Source organism: Sphingobacterium sp. 40-24 (assembly GCF_001899705.1).
GTDB lineage: Bacteria > Bacteroidota > Bacteroidia > Sphingobacteriales > Sphingobacteriaceae > Sphingobacterium > Sphingobacterium multivorum.
The window spans coordinates 44,761-71,503 of the sequence record NZ_MKWH01000035.1 but is presented as its reverse complement, the minus strand read 5'-3'; the positions used below and the strand labels follow the sequence as shown (position 1 = coordinate 71,503).

At 38.4% G+C, this 26,743-nt stretch carries 27 protein-coding genes; 17 read left to right on the top strand and 10 right to left on the bottom strand.

Features of this window, described 5'->3' with window-relative positions; all coding sequences use genetic code 11:
* Positions 1-110 precede the first annotated feature (110 nt).
* The 7 genes from BGP15_RS13950 to BGP15_RS13920 all read left to right on the top strand — a co-directional run bounded on the left by BGP15_RS13950 (position 111) and on the right by BGP15_RS13920 (position 5,504).
* The gene (locus BGP15_RS13950) at positions 111-1,001 is read left to right on the top strand and encodes a DMT family transporter (RefSeq protein ID WP_286726792.1); all 891 of its coding nucleotides are present in this window, start codon (positions 111-113) and stop codon (positions 999-1,001) included.
* Between the two features lie 140 nt (positions 1,002-1,141).
* Positions 1,142-1,798 carry a GrpB family protein gene (locus tag BGP15_RS13945; RefSeq protein ID WP_159333034.1) on the top strand — a complete coding sequence of 219 codons (657 nt, stop codon included), beginning with the start codon at positions 1,142-1,144 and terminating at the stop codon, positions 1,796-1,798.
* Positions 1,799-1,837: 39 nt separating this feature from the next.
* Positions 1,838-2,266 carry a DinB family protein gene (locus BGP15_RS13940; protein ID WP_046672965.1) on the top strand — a complete coding sequence of 143 codons (429 nt, stop codon included), beginning with the start codon at positions 1,838-1,840 and terminating at the stop codon, positions 2,264-2,266.
* A 76-nt stretch (positions 2,267-2,342) separates the two neighbouring features.
* On the top strand, positions 2,343-3,197 hold the full coding sequence (locus BGP15_RS13935; protein ID WP_286769875.1) for a GNAT family N-acetyltransferase: 855 nt from the start codon (positions 2,343-2,345) through the stop codon (positions 3,195-3,197).
* Positions 3,198-3,399: 202 nt separating this feature from the next.
* Positions 3,400-4,038, top strand: coding sequence for a hypothetical protein (locus BGP15_RS13930; protein ID WP_070570550.1), 639 nt, complete (start codon positions 3,400-3,402; stop codon positions 4,036-4,038).
* Positions 4,039-4,212: 174 nt separating this feature from the next.
* On the top strand, positions 4,213-4,680 hold the full coding sequence (locus tag BGP15_RS13925) for an SRPBCC family protein (RefSeq protein ID WP_070570553.1): 468 nt from the start codon (positions 4,213-4,215) through the stop codon (positions 4,678-4,680).
* Positions 4,681-4,733: 53 nt separating this feature from the next.
* A complete protein-coding gene (locus BGP15_RS13920) occupies positions 4,734-5,504 on the top strand; it encodes a TspO-related membrane protein (protein WP_112376248.1) in 771 nt (256 codons plus the stop codon).
* Between the two features lie 77 nt (positions 5,505-5,581).
* On the opposite strand, the gene BGP15_RS13915 is transcribed toward BGP15_RS13920, so the two are convergent.
* Complete coding sequence (locus BGP15_RS13915; protein WP_070570557.1) at positions 5,582-6,691, bottom strand: serine hydrolase domain-containing protein; 1,110 nt, start codon at positions 6,689-6,691, stop codon at positions 5,582-5,584.
* A 290-nt stretch (positions 6,692-6,981) separates the two neighbouring features.
* On the opposite strand from BGP15_RS13915, the gene BGP15_RS13910 reads away from it, so the two are divergent.
* The 5 genes from BGP15_RS13910 (at position 6,982) to BGP15_RS13890 (ending at position 10,727) form a co-directional block, all read left to right on the top strand.
* A complete protein-coding gene (locus BGP15_RS13910; RefSeq protein ID WP_070570559.1) occupies positions 6,982-7,545 on the top strand; it encodes a dihydrofolate reductase family protein in 564 nt (187 codons plus the stop codon).
* A 102-nt stretch (positions 7,546-7,647) separates the two neighbouring features.
* The gene (locus BGP15_RS13905) at positions 7,648-7,827 is read left to right on the top strand and encodes a hypothetical protein (protein ID WP_286769874.1); all 180 of its coding nucleotides are present in this window, start codon (positions 7,648-7,650) and stop codon (positions 7,825-7,827) included.
* Positions 7,828-7,829: 2 nt separating this feature from the next.
* Positions 7,830-8,945, top strand: coding sequence for a spondin domain-containing protein (locus tag BGP15_RS13900; protein WP_286769873.1), 1,116 nt, complete (start codon positions 7,830-7,832; stop codon positions 8,943-8,945).
* A gap of 161 nt (positions 8,946-9,106) precedes the next feature.
* The gene (locus tag BGP15_RS13895; protein WP_112376250.1) at positions 9,107-9,808 is read left to right on the top strand and encodes a peroxiredoxin-like family protein; all 702 of its coding nucleotides are present in this window, start codon (positions 9,107-9,109) and stop codon (positions 9,806-9,808) included.
* Positions 9,809-9,887: 79 nt separating this feature from the next.
* Positions 9,888-10,727, top strand: a complete 840-nt coding sequence (locus BGP15_RS13890) for an AraC family transcriptional regulator (RefSeq protein ID WP_112376251.1) — start codon at positions 9,888-9,890, stop codon at positions 10,725-10,727.
* A gap of 473 nt (positions 10,728-11,200) precedes the next feature.
* On the opposite strand, the gene BGP15_RS13885 is transcribed toward BGP15_RS13890, so the two are convergent.
* A complete protein-coding gene (locus BGP15_RS13885; protein WP_286769872.1) occupies positions 11,201-12,415 on the bottom strand; it encodes a transglutaminase-like domain-containing protein in 1,215 nt (404 codons plus the stop codon).
* Positions 12,416-12,751: 336 nt separating this feature from the next.
* Here BGP15_RS13885 and BGP15_RS13880 point away from each other — a divergent pair, with 336 nt between their 5' ends.
* The gene (locus BGP15_RS13880; RefSeq protein ID WP_286769871.1) at positions 12,752-13,705 is read left to right on the top strand and encodes a SphA family protein; all 954 of its coding nucleotides are present in this window, start codon (positions 12,752-12,754) and stop codon (positions 13,703-13,705) included.
* A gap of 1 nt (position 13,706) precedes the next feature.
* Here BGP15_RS13880 and BGP15_RS13875 read toward each other — a convergent pair whose 3' ends face one another.
* From BGP15_RS13875 to BGP15_RS13865, 3 genes are all read right to left on the bottom strand, one after another.
* The gene (locus BGP15_RS13875; protein ID WP_286769870.1) at positions 13,707-13,997 is read right to left on the bottom strand and encodes a hypothetical protein; all 291 of its coding nucleotides are present in this window, start codon (positions 13,995-13,997) and stop codon (positions 13,707-13,709) included.
* A gap of 110 nt (positions 13,998-14,107) precedes the next feature.
* On the bottom strand, positions 14,108-17,071 hold the full coding sequence (locus BGP15_RS13870; RefSeq protein WP_286769869.1) for a response regulator: 2,964 nt from the start codon (positions 17,069-17,071) through the stop codon (positions 14,108-14,110).
* Positions 17,072-17,354: 283 nt separating this feature from the next.
* Positions 17,355-18,146 (bottom strand): SDR family oxidoreductase, encoded by a 792-nt coding sequence (locus BGP15_RS13865; RefSeq protein WP_286769868.1) that lies wholly within the window; start codon positions 18,144-18,146, stop codon positions 17,355-17,357.
* A 129-nt stretch (positions 18,147-18,275) separates the two neighbouring features.
* Here BGP15_RS13865 and BGP15_RS13860 point away from each other — a divergent pair, with 129 nt between their 5' ends.
* Entirely contained in the window at positions 18,276-18,635 is a 360-nt protein-coding gene (locus BGP15_RS13860) for a winged helix-turn-helix transcriptional regulator (protein ID WP_286753944.1), read from the top strand.
* A gap of 245 nt (positions 18,636-18,880) precedes the next feature.
* On the opposite strand, the gene BGP15_RS13855 is transcribed toward BGP15_RS13860, so the two are convergent.
* The 3 genes from BGP15_RS13855 to BGP15_RS13845 all read right to left on the bottom strand — a co-directional run bounded on the left by BGP15_RS13855 (position 18,881) and on the right by BGP15_RS13845 (position 21,347).
* Positions 18,881-19,270: a DUF5856 family protein gene (locus BGP15_RS13855; RefSeq protein WP_046672983.1), complete on the bottom strand. Its 390-nt coding sequence runs from the start codon at positions 19,268-19,270 to the stop codon at positions 18,881-18,883.
* Positions 19,271-19,462: 192 nt separating this feature from the next.
* Positions 19,463-19,828 carry a response regulator gene (locus BGP15_RS13850; protein WP_286769867.1) on the bottom strand — a complete coding sequence of 122 codons (366 nt, stop codon included), beginning with the start codon at positions 19,826-19,828 and terminating at the stop codon, positions 19,463-19,465.
* Positions 19,818-21,347, bottom strand: a complete 1,530-nt coding sequence (locus BGP15_RS13845; protein ID WP_286769866.1) for a PAS domain-containing sensor histidine kinase — start codon at positions 21,345-21,347, stop codon at positions 19,818-19,820. Before BGP15_RS13845 ends, BGP15_RS13850 begins: the two co-directional genes overlap by 11 nt.
* A gap of 1,234 nt (positions 21,348-22,581) precedes the next feature.
* Here BGP15_RS13845 and BGP15_RS13840 point away from each other — a divergent pair.
* The 3 genes from BGP15_RS13840 (at position 22,582) to BGP15_RS13830 (ending at position 25,432) form a co-directional block, all read left to right on the top strand.
* Complete coding sequence (locus BGP15_RS13840) at positions 22,582-23,550, top strand: alpha/beta hydrolase (RefSeq protein ID WP_286769865.1); 969 nt, start codon at positions 22,582-22,584, stop codon at positions 23,548-23,550.
* Between the two features lie 235 nt (positions 23,551-23,785).
* Positions 23,786-24,229: a hypothetical protein gene (locus BGP15_RS13835; RefSeq protein WP_286753948.1), complete on the top strand. Its 444-nt coding sequence runs from the start codon at positions 23,786-23,788 to the stop codon at positions 24,227-24,229.
* 174 nt (positions 24,230-24,403) lie between these two features.
* Positions 24,404-25,432, top strand: a complete 1,029-nt coding sequence (locus BGP15_RS13830) for an LLM class flavin-dependent oxidoreductase (protein ID WP_286769864.1) — start codon at positions 24,404-24,406, stop codon at positions 25,430-25,432.
* Here BGP15_RS13830 and BGP15_RS13825 read toward each other — a convergent pair whose 3' ends face one another.
* Positions 25,433-26,014, bottom strand: coding sequence for a Crp/Fnr family transcriptional regulator (locus BGP15_RS13825; RefSeq protein WP_286769863.1), 582 nt, complete (start codon positions 26,012-26,014; stop codon positions 25,433-25,435). It lies immediately after the preceding gene.
* Positions 26,015-26,277: 263 nt separating this feature from the next.
* Positions 26,278-26,733: a GNAT family N-acetyltransferase gene (locus BGP15_RS13820; RefSeq protein ID WP_286753951.1), complete on the bottom strand. Its 456-nt coding sequence runs from the start codon at positions 26,731-26,733 to the stop codon at positions 26,278-26,280.
* Positions 26,734-26,743: the final 10 nt, after the last annotated feature.

Genomic DNA, 26,743 nt, shown 5'->3' with positions numbered 1-26,743 from the left:
AAATTAGGATTAGTGTTCGTCTTTAAAGGTAACTGTGTCCATTGAATTATCAAAAACTGTGACTGTGCTTAATTCTTGTAATGGACGAACTTTGTGTAAAAGATTGATACATGGCGCAATTAAGTATAAGTAAATTACAGGAAAATACAACGAGCGGTTGGTTAAATGGTTTTATTGGTGTGGTATTATTTAGTGGTTCGTTGCCGGCAACACGCATGGCGGTTTTAGCTTTTGACCCTGTATTTGTTACATTAGCAAGGGCTTCCATTGCAGGCATATTGGCACTGATAACATTGATGGTTTTTAAGGAAAAACGTCCAGAAAGAAAGCAATTGGGGTCGCTATGCATCGTGGCAATAGGATGTGTCGTTGGATTTCCCTTACTGAGCGCTTTGGCTCTGCAGCACATCACGTCCGCGCATTCCATCGTTTTTATCGGTATTTTGCCCGTATCGACAGCCGTATTTGGTATTATACGCGGTGGCGAGCGTCCGAAGCCAATTTTTTGGCTGTTCTCTGCTTTAGGGAGTCTACTGGTGATCGGCTATGCGCTGGCACAAGGACTAACAGCCTCACCTTTAGGCGATGTTTTAATGATTTTATCGGTCATTCTCTGTGGTTTGGGCTATGCTGAAGGTGCAAAATTGACCAAGACGCTAGGGGGCTGGCAGGTCATTTCCTGGGCCTTGGTTTTGTCGCTGCCGTTGATGTTGCCACTTACCTTTGTCTACCTTCCATCGTCTTTTGACACTGTGCCTATCGGGGCCTGGGCCAGTTTAGCCTATGTGTCGATGTTCAGTATGTTTATTGGCTTTGTTTTTTGGTATAAAGGACTCGCCCAAGGTGGCACGGCGACCATCGGACAATTACAGTTACTCCAGCCTTTTTTCGGTCTGGCTTTAGCCGCCGGGCTTCTTCATGAACAAGTCGGTGTTGGCATGCTGGCCGTAACAGTTGCTGTTATTCTTTGTGTCGTTGGAACGAAGAGATTTGCCCGATAAATGCATTAGAAAAAAGAGAACTGGATTATAGGCTCTCTCGGAAAACGATAAATTTATTAACTTTAACTTTTAGGGTGTCATTCGAGGCGTATTTGATCGAATGATGTGTATTTATCTTGTATTGGCAAAGAAAACAGCGTATGATTTTACCGTTTGAACCTTATAATCCGATATGGAAAGCGAATTTTGACAGTATTCAACATGAACTTTTTACGTTGTTGAAACCAATAAGGTCGAGGGTTGATCACATAGGCAGTACGGCCGTTGAGGGATTGTCTGCCAAACCAATCATTGATATATTGATCGGTTTAGAGGAAGAAAACGATCTTGATCGTATTCCGCTCCTGTTGCGGGACAATTGCTATGTATATTATGAAAAATACAATGAGGATATGCCTTACAGACGTTTTTTTATCGCCCTGATTGATCGTCCTGAAGTATTAGGATTACCAGAGCAAATCGCACCTGGCGATGAAATTCCAGCACGATTGCATGACCATTCGTTACGAGTAGCACATATCCATAGCATACCCTTGCAATCAAAACACTGGTTGCGCCATATAGCCTTTCGCGATTACCTGCGTGCGCACGACAATGTAAGAGATCGCTATCAGGCACTCAAAGAAAAATTGGTACTGCAGCAATGGAAAGATGGTAACGATTATAATGATGCGAAAGATGAATTTTTGAAAGAGCATGAAGCAAAAGCTGTGGAGTGGTACAATAAAGGTTGCGGAACAATAGAATGGTATTACAATGAGAACCTTGGACAAAGCAGCGTGGATGGATCGGATTAAATTGGTAAGAAATTAAGGTTATACTAGCTAAATTTAGGTATGAATACATTATTGGAAGAATTTGAGCATATTATTCAGAAGTTTTCTTCGCAAATTTTGGAAATAAATGATGACGATTTTAATCGCAAATTAGAACCAGATAAATGGAGCAAAAAAGAGATTCTGGGTCATCTAGTCGATAGCGCTTTTGTTAATTACCAACGGTTTATAAGAGCTCAATTTGAAGAAAATCCAAAAATATACTATGATCAGGTAGCCTATTGTGCATCTGCAGGTTACCAACATGCTGAGACCGAGAAATTATGCAATCTATGGCGATCGGTAAACGAACAATTGTTGTTTTTGTTTAAGCAGGTAATTGCGAACAAATTGATTCAAAGGACTTGTAATGACCATAGCCTCGAATTTTTAATGCTTGACTATGTGGTGCATTTGAAGCATCACAGAAATCAGATTTTGTCCGAATGAAAAAATTTAGGAAAGGATAGCATGAGAGCTCTTTGTTCAGGCATCAGTAAATTTAATAGTCCATAAAAAATAAGGGATGGAGATACGGAAATTGAAAGCGGGAGATAGTGCTGACTTATTAAAGGCAATTAATGGAGCTTTTGCCGACTATATTGTACCATTTCAGTTAGACGCATTGCAATTGGAGTCGAAGATCAGAGGCGAGGATATTTTAATGGACTTGTCAGTTGGTGTTTTTGACGGAATACAACTGGTAGCTTTTATTATGCATGGCATGCGAGAAATTGAGGGTAGTAAAGTGATCTACAATGCTGGTACAGGTGTTTTGCCCGCCTATCGGAACAGCGGATTAGTCGGTGAAATGTACAGATTTATGCAGCCATCCTTCAGAGAGTATCGCGTGAAAAAATTACTATTGGAAGTGATAGAAAGTAATCGACGTGCTATTCGGGTATATGAAAAAAATGGTTTTGTTAAAGGCCGTAGATTACTGTGCTTTGGAGGAGAACTTCATGTAAAGATGGGTGCTTTATCTGGCAGAACACAGCCTATCCGTATACAGTCTATCCATGACTTTTCTTGGGATATTTTGCAGTCTTTTTGGGATGTTGAACCCAGCTGGCAAAATAGAAGTGAGCGTAGTGAATTAATTCAGCTTAAAGGGTTGGGGGCATTTATTGGCTCCGATTTGGTGGGATATATCTTGTTCAATTCGTCCAATAGACGGATCTACCAAATTGCGGTAGCACAGCAGCATAGGCGGAAAGGTATTGCAACACAGCTTTTATCCGAGCTGAAAGTGTTTGTGTCCAGCGCAAAGGTACAAATTACTAACGTTGATGAAAAAGCCAAAAACTTGCAACTATTTCTAAAAAGACAAGGCCTGGTCAACACAATCAACCAGATTGAAATGGTCAAGATGATTTTCTGATAATATCAATTAAAAATTAAAGTATTTCATTTACGATCAATAATTGTGAAAACAAATGTTGTTGTAAAAGTGTTGTTTAACAAAAGGTTAGATAGGATGTGCTATTAAACTGTCCATTATAATTCTATTTACTGGTGTAATTTTACCATCCCTCGGAAAAGACGCTCTTCAACAATTTAAACGACACTAATTTTTAAAACATATGAAATCGAAGTCATTTTTAATCGCAATTGTCTCAAGCTTATTGTTGTTGGCTTGTAGCACTTCAACAAGGATAACAGATATCTATAAAAATAGAGACCTTACTCCCAAACAATATCAAACAATATTCATTATTGCAATGACAAACCACGCTAAAGCAAAGGAGGTCATTGAATCCAATTTGGCAGAAGCAGCTTCCATGCATGGCTACAAGGCTATTAAAAGCAGCGACGTTTTTAAACGGACGTTTACCAAAGATGAAAGTCAAAACAAAGATTTAGTGATGAAAGCAGTACACAGTTTGAATGCAGATGCCATTTTCACTGTTACCCTGATCGACAAAGCCAGCGAGACCCGATATGTACCGGGAAATGGGCCTTATATGCCTTATCCGAGATTTGGTTGGTATGGTAATTTTTGGAGCTATTACTCCCATTGGTACCCAATTGCATACGATCCTGGTTATTACACGACGGATAAAATGTACTATCTGGAAAGCAATCTATATGATGTTAGCTCCGAACAACTGCTTTGGAGTGTACAGTCTGAAACGATCAACCCTTCCAGCTTAGCAGATTTTTCTAAAAGTTATACAAAGGCGCTCGTAAAAGCATTGGAAAAGGATATTGCTGCTAAATAGCCATTGATAAAAAGTATGCTTTAAAAGCTAGCTTCAATTTAAATAATGTATTTGTGTAAAAATATTCTTTATAACACCGATTCAGTACCTCGTAAAGGCGTTTTATGGTGTAATAATAAACTAAATTGCATTAATATTGTTATATTGGCAAGCAATAAAGTTAGCTCAAATCAGATGAGGTACAAATTATATAGAGAACAGCAATTGACCTGCGATATGGATACCGCATGGGCATTTTTTTCGTCACCCATGAATCTTTCAGAAATTACTCCAAAAGATATGGGTTTTGTAGTCACCTCAGACTGTGATCAACAAGAAATTTTTGAAGGAATGATCATCGATTATTTGGTATCTCCGATTCTTCGGTTTCCGCTGAAGTGGAAGACCAAAATAACGCAGGTGGAAAAGAATAAAAGTTTTACTGATTTCCAACTAAAGGGACCTTATGCCTATTGGAATCATTTTCATGAATTTATTCCAAACGAAAATGGGGTACTCATGAAAGACAGGGTTGACTATGAATTGCCTTTGGGGATTCTAGGCACAATTGCTCATGGAATTTTTGTTAAAAGGAAGTTGGAGCGAATCTTCGATTACCGTCATCAGGTTTTAGAAAAATTATTTAATCAAACTCAGAATTAGTGGTAACGAATCTATTGCAGTTCACGTGACCGAAAAGAAAGAAGTAGTCTACAATGAAGAAATTTTATCAAATAAGCAATGGAGTTGCTTTGGTCATCACTGTGATCATTAATTACCTATCCAATACGGGGATTTTTAATGGGGAGACCATGGCAACAATTTCTGCTAAATATCAAAATCTATTTACACCTGCGGGATATGCCTTTTCCATATGGGGTCTCATTTATTTGGGGTTGTTTGGATTTGTAATTTATTTTGGTCCTTTTGTCAGACAGACAAATGAAAAAGATAAAGTAGTTTTAAAAGTCGGATGGTGGTTCTTGATTTCTTGTCTAGCAAATAGTTTATGGGTCATTACCTGGTTGTATGACTATACCTTTTTAACTATTTTATTGATGGTCTTACTTTTTGTGTCGCTATTAAAGATAATTTACTATACACAAACTATTGCGTTTCATGCTGCACGCAGCAAGCGTATATTTCTTAAGATCCCTTTTCAACTTTATGCAGGGTGGATTTCTGTCGCTTTGATTGCCAATATTGCAGCCTATCTGACGAAGATAGGCTGGGGAGGTTTTGGATTATCAGCTACCATGTGGGCTATTATCATGTTTTCAATTGCATTAATTCTTCACTTATTGATGATCTGGCAACGTCATTTGCCGGTATTTGGACTTGTCGCCGTATGGGCTTTAATAGCCATTGCAGCTGCTAATAAATTAGTTAATAGCACTGTATATGCAGCGGCTATAATGGCAGCCATTATTGTTTTGCTAAATGTAATTGTGTACTTTATTCAATATCGTAAGCGACAGCCTTTCTAGTCCTTGCCTAATAAAGTGCATGATTCTGTTGGCAATCGAATTTTAAGCTTTCCATAGTAATGCAGCGAAACCAACTATTATTTTATTGCTGATTTTGCAATCAATAGCTTTTGAAATTCTTTTCCGATAAATGGATTGATGACGTGCTGAAATCCTTTTTGCAATGTAAAGACAGTGATAGTCGCATCAGACTCCGGCGAATAGATCACATCTGTTCCCCACCAACCCCCATGATAGTAGGCGTTGAATCCCATGTCAAAATGATAAATTCCCAAACAATATTTAGATTTATCCGACGAAAGAACATAGGTATGCATCGCTTCTAGAAGCTTTTTATCCTGAATGATTTTCCCGTTAAATAGATATTGGAAAAACAGGGAAGTCTCTTTGGCTGTTGCTGCGATTCCGCCGCCTCCGTACAGATCCCAGGAAGGATCAATAGCATAAGAGTCCCAGTTGTATTTGTTAGCGTATTGATGGGCGAGTGGCAAGGTGCTTTCAGGATAATGCTCTAAGTTTATAAACCATGTCTTTGTAAGATTTAATTCTTTGTATTTCAGTAAATTTCGAATAGCTGTATAAAATGGCAGATGCGTTTTTTGCTCAATAATCTCGGTGAGGAGCAAATAATTAATATCAGCGTAACTAAACTTTTCCCCGACAGGCTGTGGGCTCCCGATATCGATGGATCTTCTGATCTGCTCGTCTTTTTTCCATTTATATTTAGGATGCTGATTGACGAATTCAAAATAAGCTTCATCTACATAATCTTGAATTCCCGAAGTATGTGACAGCAAGTTCTTTATAGTGATTCCCGCTAGATTATAGCCATCGCTTTCAAATAGGTGACGTGTTTTTTTTGATAATAAATTGGCAATCGGTTGATCAATAGAAAATTCACCTTTTTCTACCAATCTTAGCATTGCTGCAGCAACATAAGGTTTTGTGTTGCTAGCAATCAAAACAGGCTGTTGGTCTTCCAGCGCTTGGTTCGTGCTGGTATCTGCTACTCCTCTTGCATAACTCCAGGAAATATTGTATTTCGGCGCTTCTACATGAACAATAATCCCGATTGCATCTTTATTTTTATCATAAATAGAATCTACTTTATGCTTAAAAACTGGCTGTAATTGAGCCCATCCGATTAATGGAATAAACATGGTATTTAACAACACGATTTTTTTCATATATTCTTTTCTAAACGTGTATCTCAGATCCAGAAACTGTCTGAGCATTGCTAAGTATATTTCTTTACTACTTCACTAACAGACGCCACTGCACCTGCAAAAGCATTGATCCTACAGCAGGGGTAACGGATTTTGCTTCCTGTTGCGCTTGTGAAAATAAGAATTAAAATAATAATCTTGATGGTGAAAAATGTAAAATAGCACATCAGTTTTATTTCTTGTCGTATGCAAAGTCTTTTCAATATATAAAATGTTAGATTTATGGTGTAAAAGAAGCTTATCGTAAGGATATGAGAAAAGTAATTGCAGCATTCAATATGACCCTTGACGGGTTTTGTGATCATACAGCAGGCATTCCCGATGAGGAAATACATCTTCATTATACGCATCTATTAAATAACGCTGATGTCATTTTGTATGGTAGGATTGCTTATCAGCTTATGGAATATTGGCGGCCTTTTGTGAAAAGTCCCTCAGGTGAAAAATCAATGGATGACTTTGCATTGGCTATCGATAAAATTCCAAAAGTTGTTTTTTCAAATAGCCTGAAAAATATAGACTGGGCAAGTGCAAAATTGGCCGATGGTATACTTAAAGATGAATTATTGAAATTGAAACAGCAATCCGGTAGGGATATTTTGGTTGGGAGTCGAAGTTTAATTGTACAGTTGTTGAATCTCAATTTGATCGACGAATTTCAACTGTGCATTTATCCTGTTGTTGTAGGACAGGGGCTTTCACTTTTTGAAAATATAATCGATAGAAAAGTTTTTAAATTATTAAAAACAAAGCCTTTTTCTGGCGGATCAGTCCTCTTGTACTATCAATACAGTCCAACACCTACTTCCCTATAAACTATTCCATCGGGAAATATCGGCAACACAGCGGGAAATCCAGATACCTGCAGCTCCTCTGATGAAATTTACATTTGTAATGTAATTTAAAAAGAATTCATTATGAAATATAAACATTCAATTTTGTGGGCTATAGCAGCACTCCCCTCGCTAATTACCGCTTGCAAAAGAAATGATGCTATGCCATCGATGTCGGAGACGACCATCACGATAGAAAATGTATTGGATTCGAAACCATTGGTCGAGTCTGGTCGTTTTAAAACAATGGTGCTTCGCCAGTGATTATGCCTGGTGAAGCAATTTCAATTAAGTTTTCTGCAGCCGAGGGACAAGCGCTTAGCTTTGCAACGATGTATGGTTGGTCGAATGATTTGTTTTTTGCTCCAGAAAATCCTGGCATAAAGCTGTATCAGGACAATGGAACTCCGGTTGAGGGCGATGTTTCGGTACAGATCAAATTATGGGATAATGGTACTCGTATCAATCAGAAACCAGGCGCAGCTGTAATGCACCCGGGAACTACAGAAACTGCTCCAAAAGCTATTAGCGAAGTAAATGGAACCGATGCACAGGGCAATACTTATGCTGCAGCTTCTACTTTAATGAAGGCAACACTTCATTATGAAGGGAATTCCAATTTTACACTTATAATCACGAATACCTCTGGCGATACGAGCAATCCGACTCCCTTCAGTCCCGGAGTTTGGGCGATTTCATATATCGCAGGAGGCAAGCTGATAAATTCTAATCCATTATTTGAGGCAGGAAAACCAAGTGCAAATGGCATGACAAATATTGCGGAAATGGGAGACAATAGCGTTTTAGGAAATTATATCAATACACAAACAGGTATTTTTACACCATTATCTCCGGTTTTGGTAGTGTTGTATAAAGGCATCGAAAACCCGATATATAAAACCGGTGAAAATGACCGTGGAAAAGGACTGAAAGATTTAGCGCAAAAAGGTGATGCATCAGGCCTGGCGACTTATCTTAAAACACTCGCAGGTGTAAAAGCTGTTTATATCCTTCCGGCGGCTAGCTCAACTGTATTACTTCCTAAAATCGGAGCGCAGGCGGGAAGTAGCGTTTCGCAGCAGTTAAGTGTAGCAAGTGGAGACCGAATTGCCATTGCTAGCATGTATGGGCTTTCCAACGATTGGTTCTTCGCCACAAAAGATAATGGAATTGATGCAACAGTAAAAGGAGATGTATCCTATTCAATCGGATTGTTTGACAATGGGACAGCGATTAATCAGTTTCCCGGAGCCGGCAATGAGCAAGCAGGATTAGGCGGCACTCCTGCGACAGAACGTAAACCTGTTATAGAAGTGCCTAATCCAAATGGGTTCACCACACTGCCATCAATTTCCAGCATGATAAAAGTAACAATCAACTAATTTTTGAGTCCGGTTATACGTACGAAAATCTCATGGATATTATTGTCCTTACTGGAGACAGGACAATCAGCAACCTATTACATGTGGGGCTAAAGTATCGATTGAGTTTCCATGGGGAAAAAGTATAGATTCAGTTTAATAAGTAGTAAATGTGTTGTAAAATGAAAAATTATATAAAAACAAAATTAGCTGCGTTTATTGCGTTGCTGTTATTCACGACGTGCATCGCAGGCATAGCCAATGCGCAAGAGCCTTCTCGCATGAGTAAAGCTGACGGCGTGATACATAAAATCGAAATGAAGCAATCCCCTTATCATATTCCGCAAAATCCGGAAGACATCAGCCCGCTATTGTGTGGAGAAAAAATACCGATGGCCGTATTGTTTGACGTTTCCGGTAAACGATTTGATCTCAATAGGGCGATTTCCCAAAAACCGACCATTTTGGTTTTCTACCGCGGTGGCTGGTGTCCTTATTGTATCAGACAACTTTCGGGCTTACAAGAGGCCTTTTCAGGATTGGAAGAAATGGGGTATCAGTTGATTGCCATAAGCACAGACGAATCTGAAGGACTAATGGAAGCTGCAGCAAAAGAAAAATTAAGCTATACACTTTTATCGGATTCAGATCTTGCGCTGTCGAAACAAATGGGGATTGCATATAAAGCTCCAAAAGACTATTGGGAGATGCTTCCGAAAACAACTGGAGGTAAGGACAGCGAGTTATTGCTCCCAGTGCCATCAGTTTTTATAGTCGATCAAACGGGAACCATACACTTTGAATTTATCAATCCCGATTTCAAACAGAGATTGTCCTCCAATCTGCTGCTTGCAGCTGCAAGCAGCATTAAAGAAGACCTTTAAATTTCTAGTTTTTGGGTCGTAGACTCTTAAGAAAATGATTAAATTTAAGCGAATTGAAATGCTGTAAGTAAACGACAACATGATTAGGGAGTATAATGATAACGTGACCGCAGCACGGTTTGTGATGCATAGTGACAACAACCAGTTTTCAGGTAGGGGACTTCGTAATGCGGGTTCTCTGCCTATCAACACATTTATCTACAACAAGGGCGGCGAACAGAAAGTGACGATCGATGAGATTAGCTATACGATGCCAGCAAGGTGTATACTTCCTTTGGTTTCCAATCAGCATTTTGTATTTGAGCAGCCCGATGCGCTGACTGCCTGGCAGTTTAATAGGGAGTTCTATTGTATCGTTGACCACGATGCTGAGGTCGGTTGTGTTGGTTTTCTGTTCTATGGTATTCGACATCCAATGTTCATTGTATTAAATGATACTGCTGTCGAAGAAATGTCTCATCTGGAGAATGTGTTTTCCAATGAGATGATGGTAAAAGATAATTTTCAGGGTGAAATGCTGCGCACCCTTCTTAAGAGAGTTATTATCAATACCACAAGAATTGCAAAGCTCCAAAGTGAAAGCTATCAGCTATTTCCAGACGAAAAAATGGATATTGTGAGAAAGTTTGCATTGCTACTGGAATGTAACTTTAAAGAGGAACATGAAGTCAGGTTCTATGCCGCTGCACTCAACAAATCACCAAAAACACTGAGCAATGTATTTGGTCTGTTGAAACAGTCAGCGCCATCTGTTCTTATCCGTAACCGAATAATTCTTGAGGCTAAAAGGTACCTCCATTATACCGAGAAGTCAGCGAAGGAAATAGCCTACGAACTTGGTTTTGAAAGTCCTGCCCATTTTAGCCGGTTTTTCAAAAAGTATTCTGGAACAAATGTTTCAGCTTTTAAGAACCTTTGATCATAATTCAAGGCGCGGGTTGCCGTTTAGAGAAAGACTGTATTGTATGGGAATTTGATTTATACCTTTCAATGAATATGCGATTAAGGTTTCCTTATGAAAAATAAGTGAATTTGCTCTTAAAATAAAACGTATGCCATTGGTAAGCTGGCGCTAGAAAATTGAAGCCCAATATAACAAATTACTAATAGTCTGTAAATGAAGTTATTAAAACGATATTTTGTGTTGATAGGGATGATCATTGCATTGATTTTTATGTACATTGCAATTTCGGTTTATCCGGGTGGGACGTACCAGAATGAGTCTGATCGAGAAATTAAAATTCTATTTCGAAACGTTGCCAAATTATGATGAGCAATAATATGATAAAAAATGAACCACAAAAATCTCCTAGCACTAATTTTCATTGTAGTAAGCCAATTAGCGAATGCACAATTTGCAAAAATCGTTAATAAAGACGGGTATGTTGTTATTTATTGCGGAGATCTCCAAAAGTAGGCGGGATCAAACGTAATAACGTTGTTTTTTAAATATTTGTTATTGCTTTTGTCAAACCCGCTTGGAACTAAAGAAATGTACTGCAGATTGGGGTCGGCAGGCCTATATCTACTTTCTGTGTTAAACAGGCTTTTATTCGTACATTGAATCCAGTATAAATTTTTTGCCATATAATAATCCAGATACCAAAGTTTGCTTACTTTGGACTCTGCGTTTAGCTTGAGCGATTGATTATTTTTTAAATGCTCCCTAACTTCTTCAATGCTCAGTAAATTGTTGTTGTCGTCCATCACAAATGTACCATGGGAAGGATCCATCCACAGCCATTTTTTTAGAGTTTCAGCATATACGCTATTGATCACATGGCAATCAGTATCTTTGTCGTCTTTTGGCATGCATGTAACATAGCGTGACTTAAATCCCATAGCGAGGTACATTTCATTTAACGTCATCGCTTTGTGCCGACAGTTGATACCCTTTCCCGTTGCCTTGTGGTAGTTGTAAAAATCAATTGCGTCAAATTCACATAGCGCCCAATTGCTGCCGTCATATTTAATGCTATTTGCCACGAAAAACATGATATTACGGATTTTGGAAATTTCGTCGCCATTACCAGCTATCGAGTCCAGGTTGAAAAAATTTTTTACTGCTAATAAATTACGATCGCTCGCTACCTCGTAGGTAAATATCGGCAAAGAGTCACTATTTGCTGAAACGTATACTCCTGATTGCTGCAACAGGGTTAATTTATCGTATTGCTTCAGTTGGACCAATGCTTTTACAAATTTGCTTTCCTTTCGAATATTATCTAGATCGTGATCATTTAAAGCATTACGATAGTCGGTATATCCCCACAAAATTGCCTTTTCAAAACTTGAAACAGCTTGTTTTTTTTGATTGAGTAATGATTGTAAACAAGCAAGGTTGTAGTTTATATTCGCATTGATTTCACTTATCGTAGTTCGATATTCCTGCTTTTCTTTTTCAGATAGCTGTAACCTGTCCATTTTGGCCGATATGGCATTTAATACTGTGGCTGCTTTTTGATAATCCTTTGCCGGGTAATAATTATTATATTCCTGTTCTAACTTCTTAAAGTCTGAGAGGAATTTATGCCATGTCGTAGAAGCTGTCTGCGCGGATACACAGGTGGTCAATAGCATGAAAAGAAGAAGGTTAAATAGTTTCATTGGAGGTTTTTAGTTAAAGTAAATAGTTTTATTATATCAATGTCAACTGTAATTTTTGTGCTTGAAAAGCGTTGTCCTATGATTTTATAAAATAGGATTTGCTTTAAGACAGTTATACCATGTGAATTATTACATCTGGCTCGTATAATATTATCCAAATACTTTTTAAATAATTATCGCTTAATTCGCTGTGATCGAATATCGTCTTTAATCCATTTAAGCGCTGCGCGATTAGGAGAATGAATATTAAGCGGAAATTATCTGGAAAATGCAACAAAACACGTGTAGAGTTGTTTGCATTTTGAATGATATTATAAGGGATTAATGATTCGTCATATGAAAAAGATATTTTATGTGTTTCTATTTATCCTTTCCATGATGAAAGTTTATGGTCAGGGGCATTACAACGGTTCATCGTTTAATCCCAACGATTATTTTGCTCCGCATGAAGGGTTGATTATACCAGTATGGTATGGTTATGCCAATATGAATTATTTCAATGGGCAGGGTAAAAAGACAGATCAATTGATTAATCCGGTTCATGGAAATCCTACTGCTTTACAAATTGAACAAAAGGTGATCACGCATTCTTTTATCCTGATGGCAATTTACGGAGGAAAGGGAAAGATTTTGGGCGCCAATTGGGGACTGATGGTTATCCCGACAGTAAACAGTCCTACCGCCAATATTGCGTTGGACTACTATTCGCAGCAGACAGGTCCTGGAAGATATGTTTTTACCAATAAAAGTTTAGGATTTGGCGACATGTATGTACAGCCAATCTGGTTATCATGGAAGCAGGGAAAGTTTCAATATGCATTAAATTATGGCCTATGGGCGCCGACTGGGAAATACGAGCATGGTAGTTTAGATAATGGGGGGCATGGATATTGGTCACATAATATACGTGGTGCTCTTAAATATAAACCAACTTCCAAGATCAATTTAAGTATTGCTCCTACATTAGAAATCAATCAGTGGCAAAAAAACACTGACTTTAAAGAAGGGAGTCATCTTACGTTTGATTTAGGTGGTTCGTATCTATTGAATTCCCGGGGAGATGAAGTGGGGTTATTTGGCAACTATTCCAAACAAGTATCCGACGACAAGGGAACAGAGGGAAGTTTTCTTTCTGACCAGAACGCGGGAATAGGTGCATTCGGATCGTATTGGGTGGTACCTCATAAAATCGGTATAATGGCCCGGGTAACGCAGAATTTTGCGACCGAAAATAGATTTGGTGGGATTGCTTTTCAAACAGGTGTAAATTTCCTAATACCGGCAAAATAACTCAGAGGATGCTATAAAACGCAGCTTTTGTGTTTGCTTCGAGCTCCTGTAGGCGAAATTGATTAACTACGGGTTCTCCCAAAAGAATCGTAAAAGATTCCCCTTGTTTATTTGAAATGCCTTCAAAAATTTCAGTCCACCATAGTGGAATATCATTGATCGATGTACCGAATACTTTTTCTGCAGGTGAATGCAGCGGTATTGTAATACTGTAATTTTCCAAATTGACGGTTTCATAATTTTTGTTGTGATAACCAAAATTAAGCGTTAGTATCCAGCCTAAGCTTGACATAGCACATGTATTAACAATTATCTTATAAGCATTTTGGTGGACGATAAATTATATATGACGCGATAATATGAACTCATTTATATGCTAAGCACGCCCATTTTCTATAACTATTAAACACTAATATATTTTTTGAGTACTTCGAGAAGGTCTGCCCGTCGTATTGGTTTGGGAAGAAAGTCGTTCATTCCGGATTCAAGACATTTTTCTTTTTCTCCCAGCACATTTCCGGCGGTAACACCTATGATCGGGATGTGTTGATATCCTGACAGCATTCTAATATGTTGTGTTGCCTCAATACCACTCATTATCGGCATCTGTACATCCATAATAATAAGGGAAAACTGCTTTTTCCTGCATTCTTCCAAAGCTTGTAAACCGTTTGCAGCTTCCGTTAAATGTATTTTGGGAGCTAGAGACTTCATTATCCTATTGTTCAGGACCATATTTACTGGGTTATCATCAACCAAAAGCACATCTAATTCCCGTGCAAATGCATGCGAATCTTTTTCTGGCTGATCCTGAATAATTTCTAATACAGTACTTCTGTCTACCTTTTTTAGGGTTTTGTATAGATCATGTGATTTTATAGGCTTCAACAGCAAATGTGTATTTTCTATTTTCCTAACTGAAGTAAGTATATCCAGTTCTTCTGAAGAAGAAGAAAGTACTATAAATGGAGCGATCTCCTTTCGCTGATCTAACAAGCCTTTTATTTTCTCAATTGTTTCCAATCCAGACATGATAGGCATATGATAATCCATCAAAATCACATCAAACCGCTCACCCTTCAACATGATATCCAGTGCTTCCATGCCGTTAGAAGCCAATGTGGATTTGATATTTTTATAGGTAAGCATGTGTTCAAGGATAATCCTGTTGCTTTCATTATCATCTACCACTAATGCCGTTTTAATAGCCGTTTCATCTTCTTCCTTCCATTCAGACTTTTCGTATGGAACCGTGAGATCGAAGAAAAATACAGATCCGCTGTCTATCTCGCTGTTTAGAGATAAATGACTTCCCATATAGCCCAAGATATTGTTTGAGATCGTTAGCCCTAGTCCCGTACCGCCAAATCGCTTGCTGATTGAACTGTTTTCCTGGGTAAAGGCATCAAAAATATATTTCTGTTTCTCAACAGGAATGCCGATTCCTGTATCTCTTACCGAGAAACGCAAAGCAATCGTATGATCATCCATGCGCAATTTCTCTACTTTTAGTTCGATCTCACCCTTTTCTGTGAATTTCACAGCATTCCCTAGCAGATTGATCAAGATCTGTTTTAACCTGGCTTCATCAATAAAAAGTGTTTTCGGGAGGCCCGGCTCAACGTTGAGAAGAAGTTCGATGTTTTTTTTCTGGGATTGATAAAGAATCACGTTGATGACTTGACTTAACATATCATACACGTCACTTTTTTCGATCAAAAGTTCCATTTTTCCGGATTCTATTTTAGAAAAATCCAGTATATCATTGATAATGCTGAGCAGGTTTTCTCCTGATTCGTTGATGTAATTCAGATATTGTGTTTGTGTTTCATTCAGCGGTGTACGGAGGAGGAGGTCTGAAAATCCAATAACTCCGTTCAAAGGCGTACGGATCTCATGACTCATATTGGCCAGAAATTCGGATTTTGCCCTGCTGGCTATATCCGCAGTTTCCTTAGCGCTTTTTAGTTCTTCGTTTATTTTTACGGAATTTGTAATATTCTGTATAGAAATAATTATACCTCCAACCTCATCTTTTGTAAGATACCATGGCCCGACTTTAAGGTCGTAATGCTGAATTTCTTCTTTACCTTCCACCTTTACCGCAAAATCCCCATCGATGTACGTTTCTCCCAAAAGCGCATTCCTGTAAATTTTTTTTCTTTCTTCTGGAATATTAGGCGATATTGTAAATAGATTATTGCTGATAAGATCGACATTATTCATATTAAATTCATCTCGCCATCTACTACTTACAGCAACGTAGTTAAGGGCTTTGTCCAACATTGCCAATGGAATAGGAACATCGGTGGCAAAAGACTGCATCATAGCCTCCTTCTCGGCAACCTCTAGAAACATTTTTTTGAAGGCATCAATGTCCTGAATAATTCCAAAAACCCTGTGGCATATTTCATTTTCAAATTCGGGAATACCCTTTATCCTTACCCAAATCGTAACGCCGTCATTACGCGTGAGTTGCAGCTCCTCATCAAAAGAAATTCCTTGTTGTACTGCTCTGTCAAATAGATATTCTATTCGCTCTCTATTTTTTCCTTCGTAAAATCCAAGGGCATTTTCAAAAGTTGGTTGGAAATTAATGTTAGTTTTATGAATTTCTCGCACACTTTGAGACCAAGTGAGTTTTCCGCTTTTCATATTGACTTCCCAGCCTCCCACTTGGGCAACCGCACTTGTTTCCTCGAGCATTTCCTTCGTATAAAACAGATCTTTTTCCAACCTGTCCCGGCGCATTATGTCAGATTTTAGTTGAATATAGACGAAAATGGTGACACCGATTGCCGCAACTGCAGAAAATATAATGAACAAAACGGTCCGTTTGGTGGAGTTATTCAGGTCTTCATTTTTTATAGCAAGCTGACTTTCTCCATGTTTTACAAATTCCTGAACAAGCATTCGACATTTATCCATAATCTGCTTGTTTTGTTCAAGCTTTTCTGGGGTCATTAATATACCCTTTTTACGATTATTAATCAGCGAGGCATATTCTTTCATCAGCAGGTCTGAGGTGTGCCGCAGTTCATGAAAGATATTAATTTGGAGTTTATCTTTAAGATTAAACCTTTCTTTGTCAGCAATAAGCAGGGGATATTCTTTCCCGCTTTTATCCAACGGTTCAAGAAATTCTTCCTTGCCGGTAAGCTGGTAACCCCGATTGCCAGTTTCAGCATTTAACAGCGTGTTTAAAATATCCTTTATTAAACTGATAGATTCCTTCGTTTTTAAGAGGCTTTGCCTACTTTCCATCTGCTTATGTATGCTAATATAAGAGGCTATAGAACCCGTAATCAGCAGTATTAAAGAGAGCATTACACCGATCTGAAGATTTCTAATAATTTTTTTTGGCATAGGATGGTTGTTTACTGTTAAGATACTAAAAAAGTAAATAATTACCCCAGATTTCCTATTGAATACTTTGAATAATAATCCAAAGGTGGACAATGCTACTATCGGCGCCAATAATATATTGCACTGTTAAGTTGTTATTTTCAGATATTTAATTCGATCATTAAACAACTGGAAATGATATCTCAAAACTTCGCATAAGCATCACTGTCAAATTTGTTTTGTGCTTTCAGGAGTTCGGAGATAATGTTTGGTAAATTCATATTTAAAAATCTTAGGAAGATTTTTAAATGGTTGGTAATGTTCCGCCGTCAATTACGTATTCTGTCCCCGTTAGATAGCTGGCTCTTGGTGAAACTAGAAAGCCAACAAGTTCAGCTACCTCTGCAGGCTCTGCAGGTCTCCCGAAAGGGATCCCGCCCAGTGCATCCATTACGCCCTGTTGCGCCTCTTCTATAGTACTGTTCGAATTTCTTGCAATTTCGCCTAGCCAGGCTTCAGATGCGGTGGTATTGATCCAGCCAGGCGAAACCGTCAGTACACGGACACCTTTAGGAGTAACCTCGTTCGATAAGCTTTTGCTGTAGTTCCTCAATCCAGCCTTTGCCGCTGCGTAAGGTAATGTTGAATCATATAAGGGTAATTTGCCCTGAATAGAAGCAATGTGGATGATCACACCGTTTTGGCGTTCTATCATCTGCGGTAAAAAGCTCCTATCTAGACGGATCGGAGCCAAAAGGTTAGCTTGCAGTGTCGATTCCCAATCCTCATCACTTAACACAGCAAATCCTCCTGCGGGGGTAGAAGATCCGCCAAGGTTGTTTACCAAGATGTCTAGTCTACCATAGCTCGAAAGCACTTCGCTCACCACTTTTTGAGCCCCTTCTGCTGTACTCAGATCGGAAGCAATGAAATGCAGCTTGCTGTTTTCCAGGTCGGAGACGTTTCTTGCGGTAATCACAACTGTTGCTCCAGCTTGTAATAGTCTTTCCGCGATTGCTCTTCCAGTGCCTTTTGTACCCCCTGTTACCAAGGCAATCTTGTCTGATAATTCGTTGTTGAAATTAAATTGTTCCATTTTTACAAATTGTTTATAGGACAAAATTGAGGTATAAAACCAGCCTGTGCAAGTACGGAATTACGATTCATATAGGGATAAATTTTTCCCCTATTGTACAAATCGGAACATACCTTTAATTTTGAAAATATGTATGAGAGAAAAATAATTCCGAACCTAAATTGCGGTCTCGACTTGATAGGTGAAGTGCTTTACGGAAAATGGAAAATACGCTTGCTCTGGTTTATTGACCAGGGACATAAAAGACCGAGTGAATTGCAGCGTAAGATACCAGACGCCTCCAGACGGGTGCTGAATATACAGCTGAAAGAACTGGAAGATCATGAGCTAGTCATGAAGAAAATATATCCTGTCGTTCCTCCAAAAGTTGAATATTCGCTTACAGATTTAGGGATGAGTTTAATACCCATAATTTCCGCATTAGGACACTGGGGTGATCAAAACGAAGATAGACTGCGGACAATAATTTTAAAAAGAATTTTAGGATAATACCCCTAATTGCTCTAGTCGGTAAAGTATTTTAGTTTATCCAAAATTTCTCTTTTATTTTCTTGCTCTTTGCAAGAAAATAAAATCATTAAAAAATGCAGTAATCAAGACGTTGGCTAGTAAAAATAGCGTGCTATTATTTTTGTTACTGGAGGGGAGAGCAATTGGTTACTCAATTTAATCTATAAAAAAACGGCCGAATATAGGTTCGACCGTTACTCAGGAAAAGCTCCCGAACATGGGCATTACTCCAATCTTTTTAATCTGAACAATAACTGTTGGACAGCTTCTTGCGCATCATCAATAATGGATTGTGAGAAGTTTTCCTTAAAAAGTCCTTCTCGTTTGTTTTCAACTTGCTTGTAAAAATCCTCAATGTATTTGATGTAATTAGCCGGTTTTGACGTTTGGGGAATCACGATATCAAGTGTACCTTCCAATGAAAAAGTGGTTTCCACCAGTCTGTCTGTAATATCAATAAGAGACTCAATCGCTTGGTCTAAAGAAATATGAGCTTCATAGCTCCCTTTTCCTGTTATCGACCAATGGGTCAGCTTCAATGCGTTCCTGAATGAAATCATTTCACCTAAAAAGTTCGCAATTTCCTGTTTTGAGTTCTGTTGTTTTTTTGCCATGATATTTTACTTTATTTAAGTCACATTTTTGATTATTATAACAACAACCTAGCGGTCAAAGTTTCTAATTTATTAGAAAAACCGCTAGTGATCAAGAAATCAAGGATATCCGGATTTTCGACTGTATAGTTTTGTGTGCCAGCAGGGCCTACCCAACGAAGTCGGACGAAATTAGGAGATTGTACTATACTTTTAACTAGCCAATACGTCGTGAATACTGGATGTAATTTCATTTAAATCAAAAGGTTTCGCAATAAATCCGTTTGCGCCAAGTCCTTCGGCAACATCGCGACCATCTACACTGGCGGATAGAACAAGGATAGGTATATTTTTGATTTCGGGTGTATTGCGTATGATTTTAATCAGCTGGTCGCCCGAAAGCACAGGCATCCAGAGATCCAATAACAAAAGATCTGGCTGATATGCTATGAGCTGTTTGGTCAGATTTGTAATGTTTGTTTCGCTTAAGACCTGGTAACCCTCCAGATCCAAGAATAATTCCAGCATCTCAACAATGCCTTGGTCATCGTCACAGATCATTATTTTCTTACTTTCCATCGTTTTCTGTCCTCATTATTGGTAATGTGAAATTAAAAGTAGAACCTTCTCCGGGTTCGCTTTCTACCCAAAGGGTTCCGTTGTGATGCGTTATGATCTCGTGCGATACATACAGTCCAATACCTAATCCCGGAAATTTCTTTTGGGTATGGCCGGCGCGAAAGAAGCGCTCAAATATTTTTTGCTTGTCGACATTTGCTATTCCCATGCCATAGTCTCGTACAGAGATCTTGACAAAATTGGCAACCCTGTGAATGGCAACGTCGATTCTATTTGAACCCGGTGAATATTTGATCGCATTGGACAACAGATTATTGATTACCTGAATAATTTGTAATTCATCGCCGCTAACTGTAGCATCTGTGGAGCCAAATAGGTTTATTTTGTAACCAGGTACACCTACCATTATATTGTCAATGGCTTCCCGAATTGTATGATCTATGGCAAATGGCTCCATGTGAAGCTCAATATGGCCAGACTGTATTTTTGAGGTGTCTAGTAATTTAGTAATCAATATATTCAGTCGATCTATATAGGCCGAAATTTTATCCAGTGTACTGACAAATTTATTGTCGGAATGGTCTATACTAAGTCGTTGCAGAATCTGTACAAGCCCCTTAATGGTCGTTAGGGGCGTCTTTAGTTCATGACTAGCGACGGACAAAAAATCGTCTTTACGTAGATCCTGTTCTTTTTTCTCGGTGATGTCTTCAAGGGCGATCAGGATACGGTCTTTATATTGCCCTTCAAACTCTATGCGATAGGCATTTAATAGCATCACTTTGCGGCCGATATGCGGAAATACATGTTCTACTTCGTAATCAATTACGGGATTGCTGGTTGGTAAAATATGCGTAAGAAGTTCCTTCAAGGAGGGGATATCCCATTGCTTATTGCCCAGATCAAACAATAATTTTCCTACAGTCTCTTCTGAGGAGACGTGAAATGATGTTAAAAAATGTTTATTTGCACTCAGCACAATATAATTGCCATCGAGTACTAGAAGACTTTCGCGAACCGTTTCAATCATGCTCGAGAGGAAGCTTTCCTTCTCCTGCAATTCTTTGGTCCGTTGCTGTATTTTGATCTCAACATTGTTTTTTTCCTCCCGGAGTTCGTGTTCGGCCTTTTTACGCGAGGTAATATCATTTTGAACACCAATAAAGTGCGTCACCTGGCCGGCCTCATTCTTCACAGGTGAAATGAAAAGCTCATTCCAAAAAAGTGTTCCGTCTTTGCGATAATTGCGAATTTCGATCTTACATTCTTCACCATTTTTGATACAATCTTTGAGGATGTAGCGTTCAGGTTGAGAACGATCCTGCGCTTGCAAAAAGCGACAATTGTGACCGATAATTTCATCGTGTGAATAACCACTGATGTTTTCAAAGGCCTTATTGCAATAGATAATCGGATTATCATGCTGCAAATTATCGGTGATAATAATGCCTGAATAAGCAGAATTTAAAGCCTTAAGATATATATTTAATTCATTAATGCCTGACGCACGTTTTCCCATATAGTGTTGTATTCCAAATATCGTTGTCCAATTTAATCTATAAAACTAAAACCAATGAAAAACAGCCTGTTTTTTTTGAAAAACACGTATAAATCCGCGTTAGGAGTTTAGCTAGCATGTGGTATTGTACACCAAACAACATAAACTGAGCGTATTTGAAACACGCTCAGTGGATAAATTGAGATGTAAAATGATTTCGCTTCCATTATTTAATAAACAGCCAAAAGAACTAAAGACAATTACTATCTTTGTATTAAAATTAGTCAATAATCGTAGTGATACTGGCTTGAGTAAATTGTAGATGTTCATATTAATTTCACAGTTGAAAAGTAGAATTCTATGATAGTACCCACTTCCAATTACGTCGAGGGGGAGGAAATTTGAGGATATAATTATCCTAAGATCGGCTTGGAGAAGCTATGAACCTGAAAACACCGAATAGAATGTCACATCGTAGAAAATTATTCTTCATTGGAATAACATTATGTCTTTCGTCAATTCTAATGTTATTATTTGGCGTTGGAATGTTTGCTTCGAGAGGTGATTATAGCTCATTCACAATAGAATTATCAGAATTTTGCTTCATATCTTGGATTCCATTTTTAATAGTTGGAATTTTACTTGTATTAGTGTCAATTATTTTAAGTGGATTTCAATCTTCCAAAATAAAAAAAACATAAACAGGTTGGCAACATAGCATTCGGCATATATGGATGATTCTTTGAGTCCGTATAGTTTTTTGACTTCTTTCTTTTTCCTAACTACGATAGCTAATTTTTCTTTTTCCAACTTGAAAAAATGTAATTGACAGCTGTTGCTAGGAAGGTTAACACCCAAATAATTAATGAGTAAAATAGTACCACTAATGATGCTCCACCTTGAAAATCAGCAGGATCTATATAAAGAAAAACATTAGCTATAAGGCTAATACACACAATAAATATCAGTCGAACTTTTTCTCCGTTGCCAGCTGCTAAAATTCGATAGATAATATAGGAAAATAGAAGTATATATAATGTATATACCATTGTAAATTCATGATCTATGGGAAACATAATAGCTCTTATTTAGTCTTCTGGTAACATATCCTTATATTGCCTAAAATATTACTTACAAATTTGTTAGTAACATACATTCAGCGGTGTATTATAGTAAATGTATGACTTCTATTTAATTTTACTTGAAATTTTGATAGCCTATCAAAAAAAATCTCGGAATACGCGTGATACCGGGAATGATTTTCTATAAAAACATAAATCATAGTAAAGAAATGAATACAACTAAATTGACTCCTGAAATAACTAAAATAATTGAAAACCTGAACAAGCTTCATGTGTTTGACGGCATAAATACATTAGATATAAGCCGCAAAGGATATGAGACAATGGCCATTCAGCTCAGCGGCAAAAAAGAAGCTGTGAAAATGATAGAAGAATTTAATATTCGTAGCAATAATCACGAAATTCCTGTGAGAATATACCGACCCAATGAAATTATAAATGAAAAATCACCGGCTATCATTTATCTTCATGGCGGTTGGTTTATTTCGGGAAGTTTTGAGACGCACGATGCTATTGTCCGTCAATTGGCCAACGCTACGGGTTCTGCCATTGTTTTTGTCGACTATCGACTGGCGCCAGAGTATCCTTTTCCGGCTGGTTTCGATGATGCTCAATCAGCGACTGAGTGGATCGTTAATAATTCGGACTCTTTAAACATCGATAAAAATATGATCGGAATTATTGGCGACAGTGCGGGGGCAGCTTTAGCCGTAGGAGTTTCGACACGGCTTGGTGAGCATTTGAGGTTTCAGGTGTTGATTTATCCGGTAGCTGATAATCAATTAAATACACAGTCATGGAAAGACTATGAAAATGGTCCGATTATTAATAAAGAGGAAGGAATAAAAGCCTGGAATTGGTATCTAACCGACCCAATGGATCAACAGAACCCCATGGCAATTCCTCTTTTGATTAAAGATTTTAAAAATACGCCTCCAACGTTGATTTTATTGGCTGAACACGATCCTTTGCGGGATGAAGGAAAACAATTGGCAGCGAATATGAAAACCTCCGAAATACCAGTCAAAATTACTCATTACAAAGAGATGGTCCATGGTTTTTTGCATATGGGAGCTGTTTTAATAGAAACCAGAGAAGCTTTTCGGGACATCGCAGCATTCACAAAAGAAAACTTAAAATAATCTTCCGAAAAGTTACTTCAATATAGGGTGAGGTATTTCTGCAACCATCCTCCGCAAGAGCAAACGATCGATTTGCCAGTTCTGAACAAACTTCTCTGGACTGTCCTGAAAGCTTAATACATTGTAGCAAAAATTTCGTCTGTGGATTTGATTAAACGATTTTAGGTTGTCCATTGTTCTCAGAATAACTGCACAAAAACAGTACAAAAAAGGTTGAAAACGTAAAAAGCAAAATATGAATGGATTTAATAAAAATATGTTGGGCGGATTGATCGGTGCGCTCGTACTCAATGTGGTCCATAGTGCTGCCAAGAGATTCGATCCCAAAGCACCAGAAGTGGATAAAGTAGGCGAAGAAGCGATGCAGAAAACAGTGCGTTTTGCTGGATTTAAACCGCCAAAGGGTAATGCACTGGTGGCGGCAACTTTTGGGGCAGATGTAGCTTCCAATGCCATGTTATATACCCTCATCGGATATGGAGGTCAGAAAAATATGCTGCTCAAAGGAGCGCTGCTCGGAACAGTAGTTGGTCTGGCAACACTGACTATTCCTGAACAGGCCGGACTGGATGCCAAGCCAATAAAAAAGACTGATCGTACCAAGTTAATGACCGTGGCCTGGTATGTGATCGGAGGAGTGGCCGCTGGTCTAGCCATGAAAGCGATGAGCAAGAATTAAGAAAGATTCGAGTTGATAGACTTATCAGATTGCATTGTTCAATGCATGCTCCTTTAAGTGCCAATCTAAAATGAAAAAACATCTTTTTTGATCTAGATCATCGTTTTAAGCCGTCGGAAAAATAGAAATTTGAATAGCTTTCAATAAGGGAAGTCTATCAGATTAAAAGTAATTATGGAAATAGGAATAGATAGTTTTATCGCTACCGGAGCATATGATGGTGGGTTGAGTTCAGCGGAAAATATAACAGCAATGGAAGCCCTATTGTCAAAGATAGCGTTTGCAGATCAGGCAGGATTGCATGTCTTCGGGCTCGGGGAACATCATAGAAAAGAATTTTTAGATGAATCACCAGCAGTTATACTGGCTGCAGCGGCCGCTAGAACTCAGCATATCCATCTAACGAGTGCGGTTACTGTACTGAGTGCGGCGGATCCGGTAAGGGTATTCCAGGAATATGCAACATTGGATATTATTTCTAAAGGGCGGGCTGAGATTGTAGCCGGAAGAGGATCATTTATTGATGCTTTTCCGTTATTTGGGTTCAACACGCAAGACTATGATGCACTATTCGAGGAGAAAGTCAAATTGCTTCTAGAATTACGTGATCATGAAACAGTAACCTGGAAGGGAAAATTCCGGGCAGAGCTGAAACAACAGGCAGTATATCCGAGGCCGGTGCAGGAGCAACTCCCTGTTTGGATAGGAGTGGGAGGCACGCCACAATCATTTATTCGAGCCGGAATACTGGGGCTCCCATTAATGGTAGCCGTCATCGGCGGTGAAACCCATCGGTTTCGGCCTTTGATAGATTTATATTATGAGGCCGGACAAAAAGCCGGACATCCTCGGGAGAAGCTTAAAGTAGGATTACATTCACTCGGTTTTGTCGCGGATACAACATCAAAGGCTAAAAATCTTTATTTTCCGGGGTATCAGGAAATGATGGGCAAAATTGGAAAGGAGAGAGGCTGGTCGACGCCCACGCGGGAAATGTTTGAGGCCCAAGCTGAGCCGACTGGCGCCTATGTTATTGGCAGTCCCGAAGAAGTTGCAGAAAAGATATTGCGACATAGTGAGGCATTGGGTGGTATCTCAAGATTTACATTTCAGATGGATAACCCAGGACTGAGCAAGGAAGATACATTCAGAGCTATTGAATTAATCGGAACAAAAGTAATTCCCATGGTAAATCAATCCTGATTATTTTTTGACTGCCCGGGACCTGATTCTGCTCAGCGTTTCTTTGGTAATACCTAGATAAGATGTAATCAGCTGCTGTGGAAATCGCTGTGTAAATTCAGGATAGCTATCAATGAGCATATTATAACGTTCTTCAGCAGTCATACTTAGGGCAGCATTTATTCTTTTTTGGCTTGCATAAGAATAATTTTCATCCAATAGGCGTGTAAGTTCATTCATGATTGGAAGAGAAAATACATTTTCTGCGGCATTTTTTGTCAATACAAGCAAATCAGTATCTATACAAGCTTCAATATTGAAGGCGGAGGGTGTGATTTTTGCAAAACTTTCACGGTCACCGACCCACCAGCCTTCAATATAAAGACTCATGATGTGCTCGGTACCTTTAGCGTCTATACTGTATTTTTTCATAGCACCTTTGACAAGGAATCCCATGTTATTACTTATGTAACCTTCCTGCAAAAATGTTTGACGTTTTTTGATTTTACGGTGCACAAAATTATTTTTTAGGATCCCGATTTCATCTAAGGTTAGGGGTCTGGAGACCCGCGAATTGATATAGTTGATTAAAGTATCGTACATTAGTCGTTGTTTTACCTGATACAAAAGTAAATATACCTACTTTTATTTTTTATGTAATTTTTAGTTTGGATGCTTCGGCTGTTGATCGACTTTTCTAAAATTGTTTTACATTCCTTAATCTTAGCAGCCGATGGTATCCTAAATTTTAAATCCGTTTGTATCGTAAGGTGGCTCCGAAAATACTTCATGCATGTGAGAAGGGATATTCCTTATTGAGTCGCCCCAAATAATGGATTGACCAAAAGCATACGATAGCAGGCCTGTTAAACAGACCTTTTCTTGTGGGCATCAGATAGCATAAGATAGGAATTATCCGTCTCACCAACAATTTTGAAACCAACGTTTAAGTATAGTTTTTTAGCCTGATTGGTTTTTAAGACACTTAATGTGATCGATTTCTCTGTTTCAATAGCTTCCTTTATCAAATCATTCAATATTTTCCTACCGACCCCTTTACCTTGGTAGTTGGGTGTGATCTGAATTTGTATCAGATCAATATTATCGTGTTGTCTATCCACTTTTAAAAGCCCAATAGGAATGTCTTCCATTTCAATTATTAAGGCATGTTCAAATTTATAATCAATCCTTTGTAAATGCGCTTTTTCTGAGATGGGTAATGAACTGGCAATTAAATGCGGAGTCATGGTCTGTTTTCTGAGGTCCAGCAGAAACTTGAGGTCAGTTTTTAATGCGCGTCTGAATTTGATCTCTAATATCATTCGTTCGTAA